General features: G+C 50.2%; 12 protein-coding genes. 9 read left to right on the top strand and 3 right to left on the bottom strand.

What is annotated here, in order from left to right; translation table 11 throughout:
• The first annotated feature begins 136 nt into the window (after positions 1–136).
• Entirely contained in the window at positions 137–1,429 is a 1,293-nt protein-coding gene (hutI, locus tag K3T82_RS11935; RefSeq protein ID WP_220193677.1) for an imidazolonepropionase, read from the top strand.
• A gap of 164 nt (positions 1,430–1,593) precedes the next feature.
• Here hutI and K3T82_RS11930 read toward each other — a convergent pair whose 3' ends face one another.
• A complete protein-coding gene (locus K3T82_RS11930) occupies positions 1,594–2,376 on the bottom strand; it encodes an alpha/beta fold hydrolase (RefSeq protein WP_220193676.1) in 783 nt (260 codons plus the stop codon).
• 451 nt (positions 2,377–2,827) lie between these two features.
• Here K3T82_RS11930 and hutH point away from each other — a divergent pair, with 451 nt between their 5' ends.
• The 3 genes from hutH (at position 2,828) to K3T82_RS11915 (ending at position 6,076) form a co-directional block, all read left to right on the top strand.
• The gene (gene hutH, locus K3T82_RS11925) at positions 2,828–4,438 is read left to right on the top strand and encodes a histidine ammonia-lyase (protein ID WP_220193675.1); all 1,611 of its coding nucleotides are present in this window, start codon (positions 2,828–2,830) and stop codon (positions 4,436–4,438) included.
• Positions 4,439–4,613: 175 nt separating this feature from the next.
• Complete coding sequence (locus K3T82_RS11920; protein ID WP_220193674.1) at positions 4,614–5,213, top strand: hypothetical protein; 600 nt, start codon at positions 4,614–4,616, stop codon at positions 5,211–5,213.
• A gap of 476 nt (positions 5,214–5,689) precedes the next feature.
• Positions 5,690–6,076, top strand: coding sequence for an SH3 domain-containing protein (locus K3T82_RS11915; protein ID WP_220193673.1), 387 nt, complete (start codon positions 5,690–5,692; stop codon positions 6,074–6,076).
• Between the two features lie 331 nt (positions 6,077–6,407).
• Here the strand turns inward: K3T82_RS11915 and K3T82_RS11910 are convergent, their stop codons facing one another.
• On the bottom strand, positions 6,408–7,169 hold the full coding sequence (locus tag K3T82_RS11910) for an SDR family NAD(P)-dependent oxidoreductase (protein ID WP_220193672.1): 762 nt from the start codon (positions 7,167–7,169) through the stop codon (positions 6,408–6,410).
• A 378-nt stretch (positions 7,170–7,547) separates the two neighbouring features.
• Between K3T82_RS11910 and K3T82_RS11905 the strand changes: the two genes are divergently transcribed.
• The 4 genes from K3T82_RS11905 to tpiA all read left to right on the top strand — a co-directional run bounded on the left by K3T82_RS11905 (position 7,548) and on the right by tpiA (position 12,933).
• Positions 7,548–9,041 (top strand): pyridoxal phosphate-dependent aminotransferase, encoded by a 1,494-nt coding sequence (locus K3T82_RS11905; RefSeq protein ID WP_220193671.1) that lies wholly within the window; start codon positions 7,548–7,550, stop codon positions 9,039–9,041.
• A gap of 647 nt (positions 9,042–9,688) precedes the next feature.
• Positions 9,689–10,702 (top strand): type I glyceraldehyde-3-phosphate dehydrogenase, encoded by a 1,014-nt coding sequence (gene gap, locus K3T82_RS11900; RefSeq protein ID WP_220193670.1) that lies wholly within the window; start codon positions 9,689–9,691, stop codon positions 10,700–10,702.
• Positions 10,703–10,704: 2 nt separating this feature from the next.
• Positions 10,705–11,898 carry a phosphoglycerate kinase gene (locus K3T82_RS11895; RefSeq protein WP_220193669.1) on the top strand — a complete coding sequence of 398 codons (1,194 nt, stop codon included), beginning with the start codon at positions 10,705–10,707 and terminating at the stop codon, positions 11,896–11,898.
• A 222-nt stretch (positions 11,899–12,120) separates the two neighbouring features.
• A complete protein-coding gene (gene tpiA / locus K3T82_RS11890; protein WP_220193668.1) occupies positions 12,121–12,933 on the top strand; it encodes a triose-phosphate isomerase in 813 nt (270 codons plus the stop codon).
• Positions 12,934–13,060: 127 nt separating this feature from the next.
• Here the strand turns inward: tpiA and K3T82_RS11885 are convergent, their stop codons facing one another.
• Positions 13,061–13,834 carry a DeoR/GlpR family DNA-binding transcription regulator gene (locus tag K3T82_RS11885; protein WP_220193667.1) on the bottom strand — a complete coding sequence of 258 codons (774 nt, stop codon included), beginning with the start codon at positions 13,832–13,834 and terminating at the stop codon, positions 13,061–13,063.
• A gap of 232 nt (positions 13,835–14,066) precedes the next feature.
• Between K3T82_RS11885 and K3T82_RS11880 the strand changes: the two genes are divergently transcribed.
• A complete protein-coding gene (locus K3T82_RS11880) occupies positions 14,067–15,275 on the top strand; it encodes an MFS transporter (protein WP_220193666.1) in 1,209 nt (402 codons plus the stop codon).
• Positions 15,276–15,293 lie beyond the last annotated feature (18 nt).

Genomic DNA, 15,293 nt, shown 5'->3' with positions numbered 1-15,293 from the left:
AAGAGGTTCACGCTGTGATCTAAGCGAGCAACCAGGCAATTGTCTTTCCCGACTTCATGATATACTGTAGCGATTAGTATGCATCTGGAGTAACGCCACACGCGGTTAACCCTCATATAGATTAAGGAGAGTCTTTATGGCGCTTGATCCCTACCAGTCAACGCCTGTCGTGCGTGTAAGCACAGTCATCCGTAATATTGGGCAATTGGTAACTATCGCGCAACAGCCCATCCCTGGTGCCAGTGGACCACTGCAAGTTCTTGAACGCGCACTGCTTGGTGTAAGTCAGAATCGCATTGTCTGGCTTGGGCAAGAAGGTGAAGGAGAGCCACAGTTTCAAACAGACACCCCTGGGACAGATATCACAGTTATTGATGCCAGGGAAGCAGTTGTCACACCGGGCTTTGTGGATTCACATACCCATCTGCTCTTCGCTGGCAACCGCGCGGAAGAATTTCATATGCGCCGCTCGGGCATTGGCTATGGTGAGCTACTTGCGCGTGGATTGGGCATCCTGACGACAATGAACGCCACTAGAGCAGCCGATGAGGAGACACTGCTTACCCTGGCGAGAGAGCGTCTGGTGAGCCTCAACGCCTATGGAACGACAACAGTTGAGATCAAGACAGGCTATGGCCTGAGCCTGGAGGCGGAAGAGGTCAGCCTGCGCCTCATCAATAAGCTTAACGCGACTTCCGAAATAGCGCAGCCAGCCACTCAGAAGGTGCGTGTAGTGCCAACATTTCTGGGTGCGCATAGCGTCCCTCCTGAATATCGCGACCGGCGGGCCGCATATGTCGATCTGGTGCTACATGAGATGCTGCCTCGCTTCGTAGGATTGGCGCGCTTCTGCGATGTTTTTTGTGAGCGCGAGGCCTTCACATATGACGAGAGTCTCCGCATTCTGACTCGCGCGAAAGAGCTCGGCTACTATCTCAAACTACATGCCGATCAGCTCAGTCCAGCGGGAGGGGCACGCCTGGCCGCTGAATTGGGGGCTATCTCCGCCGATCATCTCGACCATGCCAGTGATCCCGACCTGGAGGCGATGCGCGAGGCCGGCGTTGTCGCGACCTTACTCCCAGGCTGCTCTTATACTTTGCGCTCGCCTTATCCCTCCGCTCGGCGTTTCCTGGATCATGGTCTACATGTTGCGCTGGCTACTGACTTTAATCCAGGCACATCCTATTGCGAGAATATGCAGATGATCCTGGGTCTCGCCATGTCAGCAATGCATATGTCACTTGAAGAGGCCCTTACCGCTACGACAATCAACGGAGCGCGAGCGCTGGCCCTCCAAGACGAGGTTGGGAGCCTTGAGCTTGGTAAACAGTGCGATCTTATCTTCTGGTCTATCCAAGACTACCGCGAGATTGGCTATCACTTTGGCACCAATCTTGTACAATCCACCTTCACGCAACACACCTGACTATCACGATGTTTCACGTGAAACATCGTGAGGTAATGATGAGAATGTTTCACGTGAAACATGATAATTTTATGCTGAGACCCTGATCTCGTTTCACATCCCTAATGTTTCACATGAAACATTCTCACAATCTCCCCAATGTTTCACGTGAAACATTGGGTTCTTTAATCAAGAAAGAACTCTTTCAAGGCCAGGGCAAGAACGTCGTTGGCCGGAGCATGATTCTGGCCCTCCAGCTTACGATACTGGGCTTGAGGCAAGGCATTGCTCAGTGCTCGCGCTGTATCATCCATAAAAGAGTAGCTCGCGCCTCCACTCATAACAAGAGTAGGAATGTGTATGTGCATTGCTCGTTCTATAGGAATAGAACCGTCGCTCCCCAGAACAGCAGCATCATAGGCCAGGGTTGGCGATATCATCTCAAGCGCTAACCACATTGGCGTCTGTTGCGCGGCTTCTATCTGATCTGCTGGCATTCCAACCAGGCGCATAAATAGCTTCACGGCATCGCCTCGGCGATTCGCGGCCAAGAGGTCTGTCAATTGCTGTCTATATTCTATCCATCTTTTTTTGGCTTCATCCTCGCTGTTGTAGGGCACTTCATAAATGGCAAGTTTTGCGATTTTCGAGCCAAGCATGGCTGTCGCTTCAAGGGCCAGGGCCCCTCCTGAGGAATGACCAAAGACAAAAGCTGGTCCACCGACCTCGGCAATCAGAGTATCAAGGTCTTCGATTTCGCGCTCTATTGCGTAAGCGGTCTTATCTCCACTCTCGCCCCTGCCACGTCGGTCGTAGGATAACACACTGAAATGTAGTGAAAGGTACGCCGCTAGTGAAGTCCAATCGACACGCTTAGTTAGCGCGCCAGTTACCAGAATGAGTACAGGCCCATGACCAGATTGATCAAATGCGATGGGGGTACCATCCCGAGAGGTGACTGTTTTCATAGTTTTCCTCAAACATAAACTATTTCTACCTGCCGTAGAGATAACGTATCACACCGATGAGAAGAAAACTTCTTATATTTTGCTCTTATTTAAGAGGTTTATAGAGGATTGGACTCTGCAATAACGAAATAGCGTGAGCATTGATACTCCAGTTTGTAATGTTTCACGTGAAACATTACCTCAGCAACTAGCACGTTTCACATATCTGCCAACGTTTCACGTGAAACATTTAGATCCTGGCTCAATTGTAAGCAGCATAACCTATTTACGAGGAGCGCCACTTTTGCTATCTTAGTAGCAGGCAAGCTTACCCTTATGCAATGCTCATTTCACTATTATCCTTGTGCATTCACACTAGCTAGCAGGGTATGGCAACCCAGTTATATGCTCTCAGAGCAAGTATGCTATTTACACTAAAGTCAAAGGCAATGACGCTGAAAGGATGACTTCTATGGCGAGGCATAAGACCAGGCAGAAACACGGCATGACAAAAGAACAGCATCTACCATCCCTTAAGACTCCGCCAACGGCGGAAGCACAGGGTAACGAAATCCTCATCGATGGTGAGGCTCTTACCTCAAACGATGTCCTGGCAGTCGCGCGCCACAATGCACCCGTCGCGCTGGCACCATCAGCTGTCGAACTTATTCTGGCAGCGCGTGCTATTGTCAATATCGCGACTGAAGAGGGGCGCAAGGTCTATGGTGTGACGACGGGCTTCGGCCACTTGAGCAGTGTACGCATCCCCCAGGATCAACTGGTCCAACTTCAGCATAATCTTATACGGAGTCATGCAGCTGGCGTCGGTGAACCTCTTAGCATAGATATCACACGCGCGATGATGCTCTTGCTTGCAGGCAGTCTCGCTCGGGGTAACTCTGGGGTCCGTGTGGAGGTTGTGCAACAATTGCTCGCACTACTGAACCAAGGAATAACACCGATCATTCCCTCACGTGGCTCAGTAGGAGCCAGTGGTGATCTTGCTCCACTAGCACATCTGGCCCTGGTCTTAATTGGCGAAGGCGAAGCGGACTATCAGGGTGAGCGCTTATCTGGTGGTGAGGCCCTGCTTCGCGCGGGACTAGAGCCACTCCATCTTCAAGCAAAAGAGGGGCTGGCCCTGATCAATGGCACACACCTGATGGAAGCTATCGCGATTCTGGCCCTGGCCGACGCACGTATCCTGGTCGAGAGTGCGGAGGTGGCCTGCGCCATGAGTATTGAAGCACTCATGGGTAGCCATGTTCCACTTGATCCACGCATACATCGAAGGCGCGGTCAGGCTGGTCAGCAAGTTACAGCTACACGCCTGCGACAATTGCTTCACGATAGCGAGATTCGCCAGAGCCATGAGCATTGCCCACGCGTACAGGACCCATATACGCTACGTTGCGCCCCCCAGGTTATCGGCGCGGTTCGCGATGCACTGGACTACTGCCAGCAGATTTTTGAGCGCGAGCTCAACGCAGTGACAGACAATCCTCTGATCTTCCCCGAGGATGGCGCGATCCTGAGTGGGGGAAACTTCCATGGTCAACCTCTCGCTCTGGCCCTGGATACCCTGGCAATCGCCATGACTCAACTCGCAAGTTTCGCCGAGCGCCGTGTCTATAATCTGATGGGACCGCATGAATGGGATACCAATGGCGCACCTCTCTTCCTGACACCCAATCCCGGCCTCAATTCTGGTTTTATGATCGCGCAGTACGCCGCTGCCGCTCTCGTCAATGAAATCAAGATTCTAGCCCATCCCGCCAGCATCGACTCTATTCCGACCTCTGCTGGAATGGAAGACTTTGTGAGCATGGGGGTAACCAGTGCTCATAAACTTCTACGTCTGCTGGAACTGGCGCGCCAGGTCATCGCCATTGAACTACTCTGCGCGGCCCAGATGCTTGAGTTCCGCCTCCCGCTAAAACCAGGAGCAGGCGTACAGATCGCCTATCAAAATGTGCGCGCCTATGTCGCCAAACTGGAAGAGGACCGCGTATTGGCTCCCGATATTGCGGCCCTGGCTAGCGCCCTGCAAGAGGGTATCTTTGCAATCTCAATGAACGACTAACCTCTTTACAAAATTGTTTCACGTGAAACATCAGGAGGTCAAATTCTCAATGTTTCACGTGAAACATCGGAGTTCTCTTCACTATAAGCTTCTGTCTCATCAATGTTTCACGTGAAACATCAGATTCAAAGCTGACGCCACCTTACACCTGTATAATTTTGAGAAAGGCAAACACATGCAAGAAGCAAATGAAGTTGCCTTTACTTTGGATGGAACGCTTGCGGCCAACCCGCATCTACATGACTATTTCCATTACCTGACCTTCTCACAATCAGGTGATATACAAATGGGTGATGGGGCTGGTCAGTTCGTCATTGCAATCGTCAAGGGAAAGTTCTCAATAAAACCCTTAGATCAACGCACTCTTCAGCTATACTTATATGATCTGGTAGAGCTGGACCCACATAAGCCAGTCCGAGCATTAGAGCCATACATAGTCAAGGTCACACGTGAAGAGGGACTATTTGCTTTTAGGCAAATATGGTGGGAATACAAAAATGAAGACCAGGAGCAATGGCCTTGTATACTTTATTGGGCCAGGTACGTCTTTGAGCCCGATCCTTTGAAGCTATTATCCTCCAACAGAGAGAAGAGTCTCTATCATCGTATTATGGTGGAGCCTGACACTCGATACTACTATAGCCAAGATGACCGTGATGCTGATACGCTTACACTAGCCGATCTACGAAGTCTGGGGGTCTCTCCCCAGACTGACGCATACATAAGAGATGTGTATAAACACTCCTTCGCTCACAACGACGTTCAGCAGACTTAAGCTCACAACCTATAGCTCACCAGGAAGTCAAGCAGACTAATCCAATAATGTTTCACGTGAAACATTATTGGATTAATATAATTTTGATCATGCGGAATCCTTAACATTGCGCCATGAATAATATATGCCAGCATACCTGAGAATATTAGAACTGTTCGCCCCGATATCAAGCGCTGTTTCTGATGCAATGATCCCTCACACTTCCCCTGACCTATCCTATCAATGCAGCGATCTCTCACACTTGCGCCGGATGCCTATCGTTGATGCAGTAATCTCTCACACTTTGCCAAACACGCCCTATCAATGCAGCGATCTCTCACACTTGTATTCCATCAATATGTAGCCCTTGATGTTTCACGTGAAACATCAGGGACAATTCGCGCTATGACCACTGTGATATTAACAGTGGAGAGCAAAGGCGCTGAGAGATATGATAGGATGAACCATGTACACCTCAAAGAACGTATGGAGCATTTATGAATAGACCTCAAGCCGATCCTAGGCGAACATGTCATGTTACCAAAGACTATCAAGCTTCATCACCTGATCCAATCTCGGTTGAAGCCTATGAGTCTTTTGCTGTGAGTGAGAAAAGAAGTGCCTGGGAGGATAATCCTGCATGGATTTGGGTATGGTGCACTGATCAGCGGGGGAAAAGCGGCTGGATGCCAAAGAATATCATCCATATGGATGCGGACACCAAGGTGGGCATGACTTCCTCAGCTTACAATGCCATAGAACTAACAGTGACTGTTGGTCAAAAACTTACTATCGAGCATGAAGAAAGTGGTTGGTACTGGTGCTATGATCAACTGGGAAATCATGGCTGGGTTCCTATCAGCCATGTTCTGATACTATCGTGATTTTATCTTTCTATGCGAGGATACGAACCAGCAAATTTACGACCATGTTTCACGTGAAACATTCACAGGCAATGCGATTTTGACCACGCGGAATTCTTGCAATTGCGCCATGTATAATATATGTCAGCATACCTGAGAACATTAGAACTGTTCTCCCTAATATCATCACTGTTTCTGATGCAACGATCCCTCACACTTTGCTTTCGCAATGCAACGATCCCTCACACCTGCGACATTACATCCTCACAGTTTAATACCATAGACCCCAATGTTTCACGTGAAACATTGGGGTCAGCAATTCCACATATGTTTCACGTGAAACATATTCCGATCAATGGCGCACATCACCACCATTAACTGGAATCACTTGCCCCGTAATATAAGACGCAACCGGTGAAGACAGAAAGAGCGCTACACCAACAATATCTTCTACCTTTCCCCAACGCTTCAAAGGAATGCGCTCCTCCACATGCTGATAGAAAGCAGGCGATGCATGTTCGCGAGCCCAGGCATTCTCAATCCAACCCGGCGCGATACAGTTTACGCGCACCTGCGGCGCATACTCCAGTGCCAGGCAACGAGTGAGTGATATAATAGCCCCTTTGCTCATAGCATAAAGCTGGTTAGGAAGACCAGGCGCACCTACCAAGGCCCCATCCCATCCCATATTGATAATACAGCTACCTTCACGCATATGTGGTCTTACCTCGCGACAACAACGCCATGTTCCCTCAACGTCAACACGCATCATCCGCTCGAAGCGCTGTATCTCATCCAATCCTTGCGCCTCTGCTGAATTGGCGCTGGCTCCAGCGTTATTAATCCACACATCGATCTTGCCCAGGATACGTACTGCCTCCGCTACCAGATGGGTCACCGCGCGAGTATCACCTATATCGGCCTGAAGGGCTTCCGCCTTCCCTCCTTGCTCACATATAGAATGTGCAACCTCTTCTGCCTGCTCCTGACTCTGCCCATAATGAACCAAGACATGGGCTCCTTTCGCAGCAAAAGCTAACGCTAATGCGCGACCAATGCCTCGCCCCGCTCCTGTAACAACTACGCTCTGCCCTTGTAAGCTTTCCTGCTCCATAAGCTCTCTGTCTCTTCCTTTCCCTGGTTTGCTCGCCGATCCAACCCAGTTATACCACTCCAACATTATCGGATCAACAAATTTCTGTCGACCACATAGCGTTTATCCAAGCAGGATGTTTCACGTGAAACATCCTGCCTCTATGCTCTTCAGTGTTTCACGTGAAACATCCCAAGAAGTGCAGCAAGTAGACCATGCTCACCAATATACTCATGCGAGCAATTGGCGTCCCGGAAAGCTCCTTATTGCTCACTTGTCGCTTGTCCGCTTCATATGCTACACTGCAAGGAATAGTACATCAATGGTGATGGTACTACCGCTCCTTGTCAGGAAGATGCGCCATAGGAGGCACATTATGAAGAGAGGTTTTATCTAACTATGACTCATAATCTCTCTGTGGACCCATCCACAACATTACCTGCTATTCCCTTGGAGGAACAGCGAGCTACATTACGCCAGTTACGTAGCCAGCTTATCCAACGATATCGACCACAGCTTCAAGAGGGACCTGGCCCTATTCGTATGATGGCGCGTATCGTTTCCGAACTGGAACAGGCATGCCGCGCACACCATATCGCAGAAGAAGTCATTGCTTCCGAAATTGTCAACCGCACTATCGGCGATATCAATCTGCGCCTTATTACAGAGCATTCAGAATCACCAGGTGGCAGCGATGATTATCGCCTACTAGCGGATGAATTGGGAATCGCCCTCCCTGGCGAAAATATTGCAGGCTATACCGCCAGTGGCTCAACCTATCTTTGGCTTCGTGAACAGATGCAGGAATGTGAGCGCCTCGTATTGCAGCAAGGTTTCGATCTGCGTATTTATGATATCTATGGCATTGGCAATCCCCTCTTGCGTACATGGTTGGCCCAGGAGATGCACACTCTCTGGGGCTTCCCTGTCACTTATGAGCATATCTTGCCCAGTCTAGGGGCGATGGATGGGCTAGACAAAACCATGCGTGGCCTGACCTTACTCTATCGCCAACAACCATCAGCAGGCATGGGCATTCTATTTCCCGAGCCAGGCTTCGGTGTTCCCGAATGGCAAGCACGCACCTATGGCTATACACTCCATCGATTTCAAACCACTGAGGAACATCATTTTAAGCTTACCGCGACCCAACTAGAAGAACAACTTCAGGCTCATCCGGATATCCAGCTTATCTATCTCACGATCAGTAATAATCCAACAGCCTTTGCTTTTAACGCGGAAGAGCTACGCTCCCTATATAAAGTCCTACGCCGTTACTGGCAAGCGGGCCGCAACATCATCGTTCTGGCGGATCTAGCCTATATCGGCACTAGCTCACCAGAGATTGATAGAGAGCGTATGACCGCTTTCCATGACTCAGAAATCCTGTGCCATACCATCTTCGTCAGCAGTCTGTCTAAAACAAGCAGCTTGACCGGCGAGCGCTTCGGCTGGGTCACCTGTCCTGATCCTGCTATTGCCAGGCTTATCGCGGCTAGTTGGACTAACGGTACTGCCTCTCTTCCTGGCGAATGGCAACTGCGCTTCATGGCCTATCATCGTCTGCTTCAGCAACGACCATGGCTGATAGATAAACTACGTGCATTTTATCGCTTGCGTCGTAGTCGCTTTATCGAGCAGCTACACCAGATCAACAACGAACAGAAACTCTTTTCCATCATCTATATAGATGATGACACCACAGTCTATAATTGGAGCAAGCTTGCTCCAGGAGAGGATGCCTTCTCACTCTTCGAGAAAACTGGTATCGCGGGTGTGCCAGGATCAGGCTTTGGCTATAGCGATGAATACATTCGCTTCTCTATTGGCTTTTTACCTGTTCTAGCCAATAAATCTGCTCCCAATGCATCAATAGGCATTGCTGATACTTAAAACTACCCACTTGATATCCGTTGTCCTAAATGATACTCTTAGGGTAGTGGTATCGCGTTTTCAAGGCTCTTGCCTTGAAGCCAGGAGGCCCGGTTCGATGTGGTATAGGGAATGTGCTTGGTAGCCTCTCTGCATCATACCCATCGTTCTATCCCTCTTCTACGCGACCACAACCGTTCAGCGTTCTCTAGCTGGATTGGACACCCATGCTGAGACTGAATGAGACGAGTAATTACTGGCATTTCTCTTTGATGCAAGGCCGCATCACTCCTCGTTGCAGATGATATTGGTACCCGTGCAATCGGTGCGGTTGGCACGATCAGTACCATGTTTTATGAACGGAACGGTGCGCTAGGTTCTCCGTCGAACGCGCCCCTTATCCTTTCCATACCTGACTACCTTCTTAGACGAAAACCAACTCTCTACAGAGGGGATGGCGCCACTGACGTGGCGAGCGCGAACTTCTGATACGAAAGCCTGAGCTTTTCTATACTGATCTCTATTTTCGTATCGACTCGGGCGCGCACAGGTTTTCGAAGAGGCATAACCTACCCATTTCGACACATCCCAAAGGAGCCCGTACATACGCCGGGTGACACTGCTAACGATCACACATTAACCGTTCAGATTAAAAGGAGAATTAGTACATGACTCTTCGCGTAGGTATCAACGGTTTTGGACGCATCGGTCGTCAGTCCATGAAAGCCATGCTGGAACGCCACCCAGAGGATATCGAGGTCGTTGCCGTCAATGATCTAACCGACACTCAAACCAACGCCCATCTGCTCAAATACGACACTACCTATGGGCACTTCCCCGGTACAGTCGAAGCCACAGAAGATTCTCTCATCGTCAATGGGCACAAGATTCAGGTTATTTCACAGCGCGACCCCGCGCTGATCCCCTGGAGCGATCTCGGCGTACAGGTTGTCATTGAATCCACAGGTTTCTTTACTGACGCCGAGAAGGCTGCTGCTCACCTGCGTGGCGGAGCGAAAAAAGTCATCATCTCGGCCCCGGCAAAGGGTGAGGATCTGACAGTTGTTCTGGGTGTGAACGAGGATACATACGACCCCGCAAAACATCACATCATCTCCAACGCGTCCTGCACCACCAATTGTCTCGCACCTGCCGCGAAAGTGCTTAATGATACCTTTGGTATTGAGCGCGGTATGATGAATACGATCCATTCTTACACCAACGATCAGCGCATTCTCGATCAGGTGCATAAAGACCTGCGCCGTGCGCGCGCCGCCGCTGCGAATATCATCCCGACAACGACGGGCGCTGCTCGTGCTCTAGCTCTGGTCATTCCCGAGCTAAAGGGACGCTTCGATGGCATGTCTCTGCGCGTTCCTACCATTACCGTCTCGATTGTTGACTTCGTCGCTACTACACAGAAGCCACTCACTAAAGATGCCGTTAATAATGCTTTTAAAGAGGCTGCCGCTAGCTCGCTCAAGGGTATCCTCGACTACACGGAAGAGCCACTGGTCTCAAGCGATTTCCGTGGCAATGCTCACTCCTCAATTGTAGATGGTCTCTCGACTATGGTGCTTGGTGATAATATGGTCAAGGTGGTTTCCTGGTACGACAATGAATGGGGCTACTCTTGCCGTGTCGCAGACCTCGCGCGCTTCCTGGGCCAAAAGGGCTTCTAGGCATGAATAAGCAGACTATTCGCGATATCGATGTCGCCGGGAAACGCATTCTGGTACGTGTCGATTTTAACGTACCGTTGGATGAGCACCAGCACATCACTGATGATATGCGTATAACCGCCGCTCTGCCTACACTACGCTACCTTCTTAATCACGGTGCAGCCCTGATACTGATGTCTCACCTGGGGCGTCCCAAAGGGCAGGTTGTCGAGACTCTGCGCCTGCGTCCAGTCGCGCAGCGCCTCAGCGAATTACTCGGTCAGCCTATCATCACGACGCAGGACTGCGTTGGCCCCGAGGCCCAGGCTACTGCTCAGGCCCTTGAGCCCGGGCAGGTGCTTTTGCTGGAAAACCTGCGCTTTCACAAAGAGGAAGAGCTGAATGATAATGAGTTCGCGCGCCAACTGGCTGAACTTGGCTCTCTCTATGTGAATGATGCCTTTGGGACTGCTCATCGCGCTCACGCCTCCACAGAGGGTGTAACACACTTCCTACCGGGGGTTGCGGGCTTTCTGATGGAGAAGGAATTAAACTACCTTGGTTCGGCCCTTGAGACTCCTCAGCGCCCCTTTATGGCTATCGTAGGGGGTGCGAAGGTCTCTGACAAGATCGCCGTTCTGGAGAGGCTGATCGCTATTGCCGATGGCATCTTGATAGGTGGTGGGATGGCAAACACCTTTCTCAAGGCCGAGGGCCATGAGATAGGTGAATCCCTGGTAGAGGATAGCAAGCTTGACGTGGCTCGTGCTTTACTAGGACAGGCGCGGGAACGCGGTATCCAGTTCCTTCTACCAGTCGACGTCGTGATCGCCGACCGTTTCGCACCAGATGCGACTTCTAGAATTGTTTCGTGCGATGAGGTGCCCGCTGGCTGGCGTATTCTGGATATTGGACCCGAAAGCGTAAAGCAGTTTGGAGAGGCACTTTCCCCAGCCCAAACCATTATCTTTAATGGTACTCTAGGTGTTGCCGAGATGCCTGCTTTTGCGAAGGGAACCAATGCGGTTATTCACCTTCTCACTGAGCGCACCGCAGCAGGGGCTACAACCATCATCGGTGGTGGAGACTCAGCGGCGGCAGTAGAGCAAGCAAACGCAGCCCAGAGCATGTCTCATGTCTCAACAGGTGGCGGAGCATCGCTTGAATTTCTGGAAGGTAAAACCCTTCCAGGCGTCGCAGCCTTGCGAAATCACTAATCAGAGGTTTATAGTATATATGGTCGGGTTCACCAGGTGTGACCCGACCATATTGGTTAAAAGCATCTCAGTATTCACACGCTTCACAGAATCGAACTGTGTGACACCCACAGTGTGTATATGGGGGATACCACATCTCTTGGAACCCAAAAACTCTCCAGGTAGAGAGCGTACTAAGCAACACCCCTAACACGTTTAATCATACAAAGAGGTATAAATATTATGACCACACCTCCCGCTAAGCGCACCGCCATTATCGCGGGAAACTGGAAGATGAACTATGGCCCACAGCAGGCTGCTAGCTTTGTAGGAGAGATCCTTCCGGCCCTGAGCGAAGCTCTCCAATCACAAGATAGCGTTCTTTGCATTCTCTGTCCCCCTGCAATCTCTCTGGCAGCAGTACACGCGATCCTCAACATACCAGATGCTTCCGCCACACCATATATTGAATTGGGTGCGCAGAATATGTACTTTGAGGAGAAGGGAGCATACACCGGGGAAATCTCGCCCCTTATGGTACGTGAACTCTGCACTACCGTTATTCTTGGGCACTCTGAGCGTCGTATGTACTTCGGGGAAAGTGATGAACTGGTCAACAAAAAAACGCTTTCCGCCCTCAATCATCAACTCCGCCCAATCGTTTGTATTGGTGAAAATCTCCAGCAGTACGAGGCTGGCGAGACAGACCATGTCCTCAGTGCGCAACTACGGGGCAGCCTGGCTCATCTCACCATTGAGCAGGCGCGCGAGGTAGTCATTGCCTACGAGCCAATCTGGGCAATTGGAACTGGCAATGCTGCAACTGCTGAGATCGCAGGTAAGGTAATTCACCATATACGCCAGGAGTACCAGTCAATGTATGGTGCCGAAGCCGCCTCAGCGGTACGCATCCTCTACGGTGGCAGCGTCACATCAAATAATATCGCCGAGTTTATGGCTCATCCCGATATCGATGGCGCGCTTGTTGGAGGCGCTAGCCTCAAGCCAGACTTTGTTGACATCGTGCGCCATACAGTCAAAAGCATCGCGCAGTAGGTATGTAACACCAGCGCCGTGTTAATGGCGGATGTTGGGGCGCTTTATACACCACACAATTAGCGACCAGCATCCGCCACCAATTATGGGGCGCAAGCACCCAAATTCCAACTGGTAAGTTGATCCATCAGACGGTTACGTGTTCTAGCTCCCCACGTATCGTTGTGATACCCAGGTAGCGGAAATCTTCCAGCACCTCTTCGGGTACAGAGGCCTCTGTTACCAAATGCGTGATTTCTTTGAGGGGAGCCACAACAAAGGGAGAAGCCATATTAAGTTTCTTCGCGTCTGCCAGAGCCACAACTTCAGCAGAGCTGGCAATCATAGCGCGCTTGACATAGACTTCATCTAGCTCTGTAGAGCAGATCCCAACCTCAAGGTGTAAGCTACAAATCCCTAGCATACATATATCTGCCTGATAGGTTTTTAGCGCCTCAACCGTTTCAACGCCAACGGTCACCTGTGACGGCTTATATAGTTTCCCACCCAACAAGATGACCTCAATCAAGGGGTGCTCGCTTAGCGCAAGAGCGATTGGAGGGCTATTCGTAATCACAGTAGCACGCAGAGTCGGCGGGAGATGATATGCCACTTGCAATGTAGTTGTTCCTCCATCCATAATCACAACCTGCCCCTCGCGAATGAGTTTTACAGCCGCTCTCGCGATCTCATCCTTCTGCTCTATTGCCTGTTCTTGTCGTTGCACATAATCCATGCTCGGCGCACGCAATAGCGCCCCACCATGCACACGCTGAATCAAGCCAGCTTCAAACAGATCTCGTAAGTCTCTACGAATAGTATCCTCTGAAACGTCCAGTGCCTCGCTCAGTTCAGAAGCAAGCACACTACCTTCGCTATGGAGCATCTTCAAGATACGTTGCTGGCGCTGTTCCTTTAGCATTCCTACTCCTACTATATATACATATGCAGTTTTCCTGCTCCTTCTGATGTGCTTCGAATACCAGCATTTCACCGAAAACATGCAAATTGCCGCATTGACACGCGCCAATTTTGCGTGTATCATCATGATTATGCATTATAATGCGTATGTATCTGCACGGTCAAGATCAAACGAGTAACAATTATTTACCCTCTTATTAGCACGACATATTTCCTGGATCGGATTAACCAAAGTGATTTCAACAGACAAGACAACACCTAAATCCACGGCTCCTTCTTTCGTCATCCACATAGCTATTGCTTTCTTTGCCGTCCTGATAATAGGCGCAAATGATGGAGCATTTGGGGTCATTCTGCCACATGTACGCTCACACTACACATTAAACAATTCTGTCGTCAGTTTACTTTTCCTGTTCAGCACATTAGGTTATCTTTGCGCTGCCTTTAGCAACGGTTTGTCGGTTGAGAAGCTTGGAAAAGGGGGAGCCTTGCTGTGTGGCGCAACAATTTTTGTTATAGGCGCAACCTTTGTTAGTCTCCAGCTCCCTTTCTTTTTACTACTCCCAAGCATGCTTCTTCTGGGATTTGGCATTGCCATGCTAGATGCCGGACTCAATACCTTCATCGCGGGGCTTCCAAAGAGCGCGGCTTTACTCAACTATTTCCACGCTTTCTATGGTATTGGAGCCTGGCTGGGACCACTTGCCGCTACAGGCCTGCTAGCCTTTGATTGGAATTGGAATGTAATCTACATGCTTTGGGCGGCTCTAGGGCTGGTTACCCTTATCAGCCTGGGAATAATTCTTAAACGTCACCCAATTACCAGGCCAGATGAAGATACAGCAGAAGAGAAACAAGGGAACGTGCTTTTCCTCGCGCTCAAGATGAAGGTATCCTGGATAGGAGCGATCTTTCTGCTCTTCTACGTCGGAGCGGAAGTAACGCTTGGCTCCTGGAGCTATAGCTTCTTGACCGAGGAACGCCATGGTGACGCAGTTCTCATGGGTACTGTAGTAAGCGGCTATTGGCTCGGTCTAACACTTGGGCGCCTCATTCTGGCCCAGTTTACGCAGATGATCGGCGCAAAGCGTATTATTCTACTTTGCCTCGTAGGAGTTATCGGCGGTCTGTTGCTAATCTGGCTAACACCTAATAATATTATCGCTGCGATAGGTCTCTTCATAACAGGTTTCAGCCTTGGGCCAATCTTTCCAACTACTATTTCAGTCATGTCGGAACTGGTCCCATCGCGACTTCTCGCCAGCGTTATTGGTTTTCTGGCAAGCCTGGGCAGTATGGGAGCCGCGCTCTTTCCATGGATCACTGGTAACCTGGCTCAGTTTATTGGCCTCTGGATTTTACTTCCCTTTACTCTGGTTCTCTCAATTTTGATGATCGGAACCTGGCTCTTGCTTCAGACCCAACCGCGTCAAACAGCCTAACGTCACAATTATCAGACC

Origin of the sequence: Ktedonospora formicarum, from assembly GCF_016587355.1 — a bacterium.
In the GTDB taxonomy this organism is placed as follows: domain Bacteria; phylum Chloroflexota; class Ktedonobacteria; order Ktedonobacterales; family Ktedonobacteraceae; genus Ktedonobacter; species Ktedonobacter formicarum.
The sequence above is the reverse complement of the archived record's forward strand: the minus strand, read 5'-3'. Positions and strand labels throughout refer to the sequence as shown.

What these genes read in the sequence shown, in the direction of transcription:
- K3T82_RS11930 (WP_220193676.1), bottom strand. Translation starts at nt 2,376, where the DNA reads ATGAAAACAGTCACCTCTCGGGATGGTACCCCCATCGCATTTGATCAA.
- K3T82_RS11905 (WP_220193671.1), top strand. Translation starts at nt 7,548, where the DNA reads ATGACTCATAATCTCTCTGTGGACCCATCCACAACATTACCTGCTATT.
- K3T82_RS11920 (WP_220193674.1), top strand. Translation starts at nt 4,614, where the DNA reads ATGCAAGAAGCAAATGAAGTTGCCTTTACTTTGGATGGAACGCTTGCG.
- K3T82_RS11915 (WP_220193673.1), top strand. Translation starts at nt 5,690, where the DNA reads ATGAATAGACCTCAAGCCGATCCTAGGCGAACATGTCATGTTACCAAA.
- tpiA (WP_220193668.1), top strand. Translation starts at nt 12,121, where the DNA reads ATGACCACACCTCCCGCTAAGCGCACCGCCATTATCGCGGGAAACTGG.
- hutI (WP_220193677.1), top strand. Translation starts at nt 137, where the DNA reads ATGGCGCTTGATCCCTACCAGTCAACGCCTGTCGTGCGTGTAAGCACA.
- gap (WP_220193670.1), top strand. Translation starts at nt 9,689, where the DNA reads ATGACTCTTCGCGTAGGTATCAACGGTTTTGGACGCATCGGTCGTCAG.
- K3T82_RS11895 (WP_220193669.1), top strand. Translation starts at nt 10,705, where the DNA reads ATGAATAAGCAGACTATTCGCGATATCGATGTCGCCGGGAAACGCATT.
- K3T82_RS11910 (WP_220193672.1), bottom strand. Translation starts at nt 7,169, where the DNA reads ATGGAGCAGGAAAGCTTACAAGGGCAGAGCGTAGTTGTTACAGGAGCG.
- K3T82_RS11885 (WP_220193667.1), bottom strand. Translation starts at nt 13,834, where the DNA reads ATGCTAAAGGAACAGCGCCAGCAACGTATCTTGAAGATGCTCCATAGC.
- hutH (WP_220193675.1), top strand. Translation starts at nt 2,828, where the DNA reads ATGGCGAGGCATAAGACCAGGCAGAAACACGGCATGACAAAAGAACAG.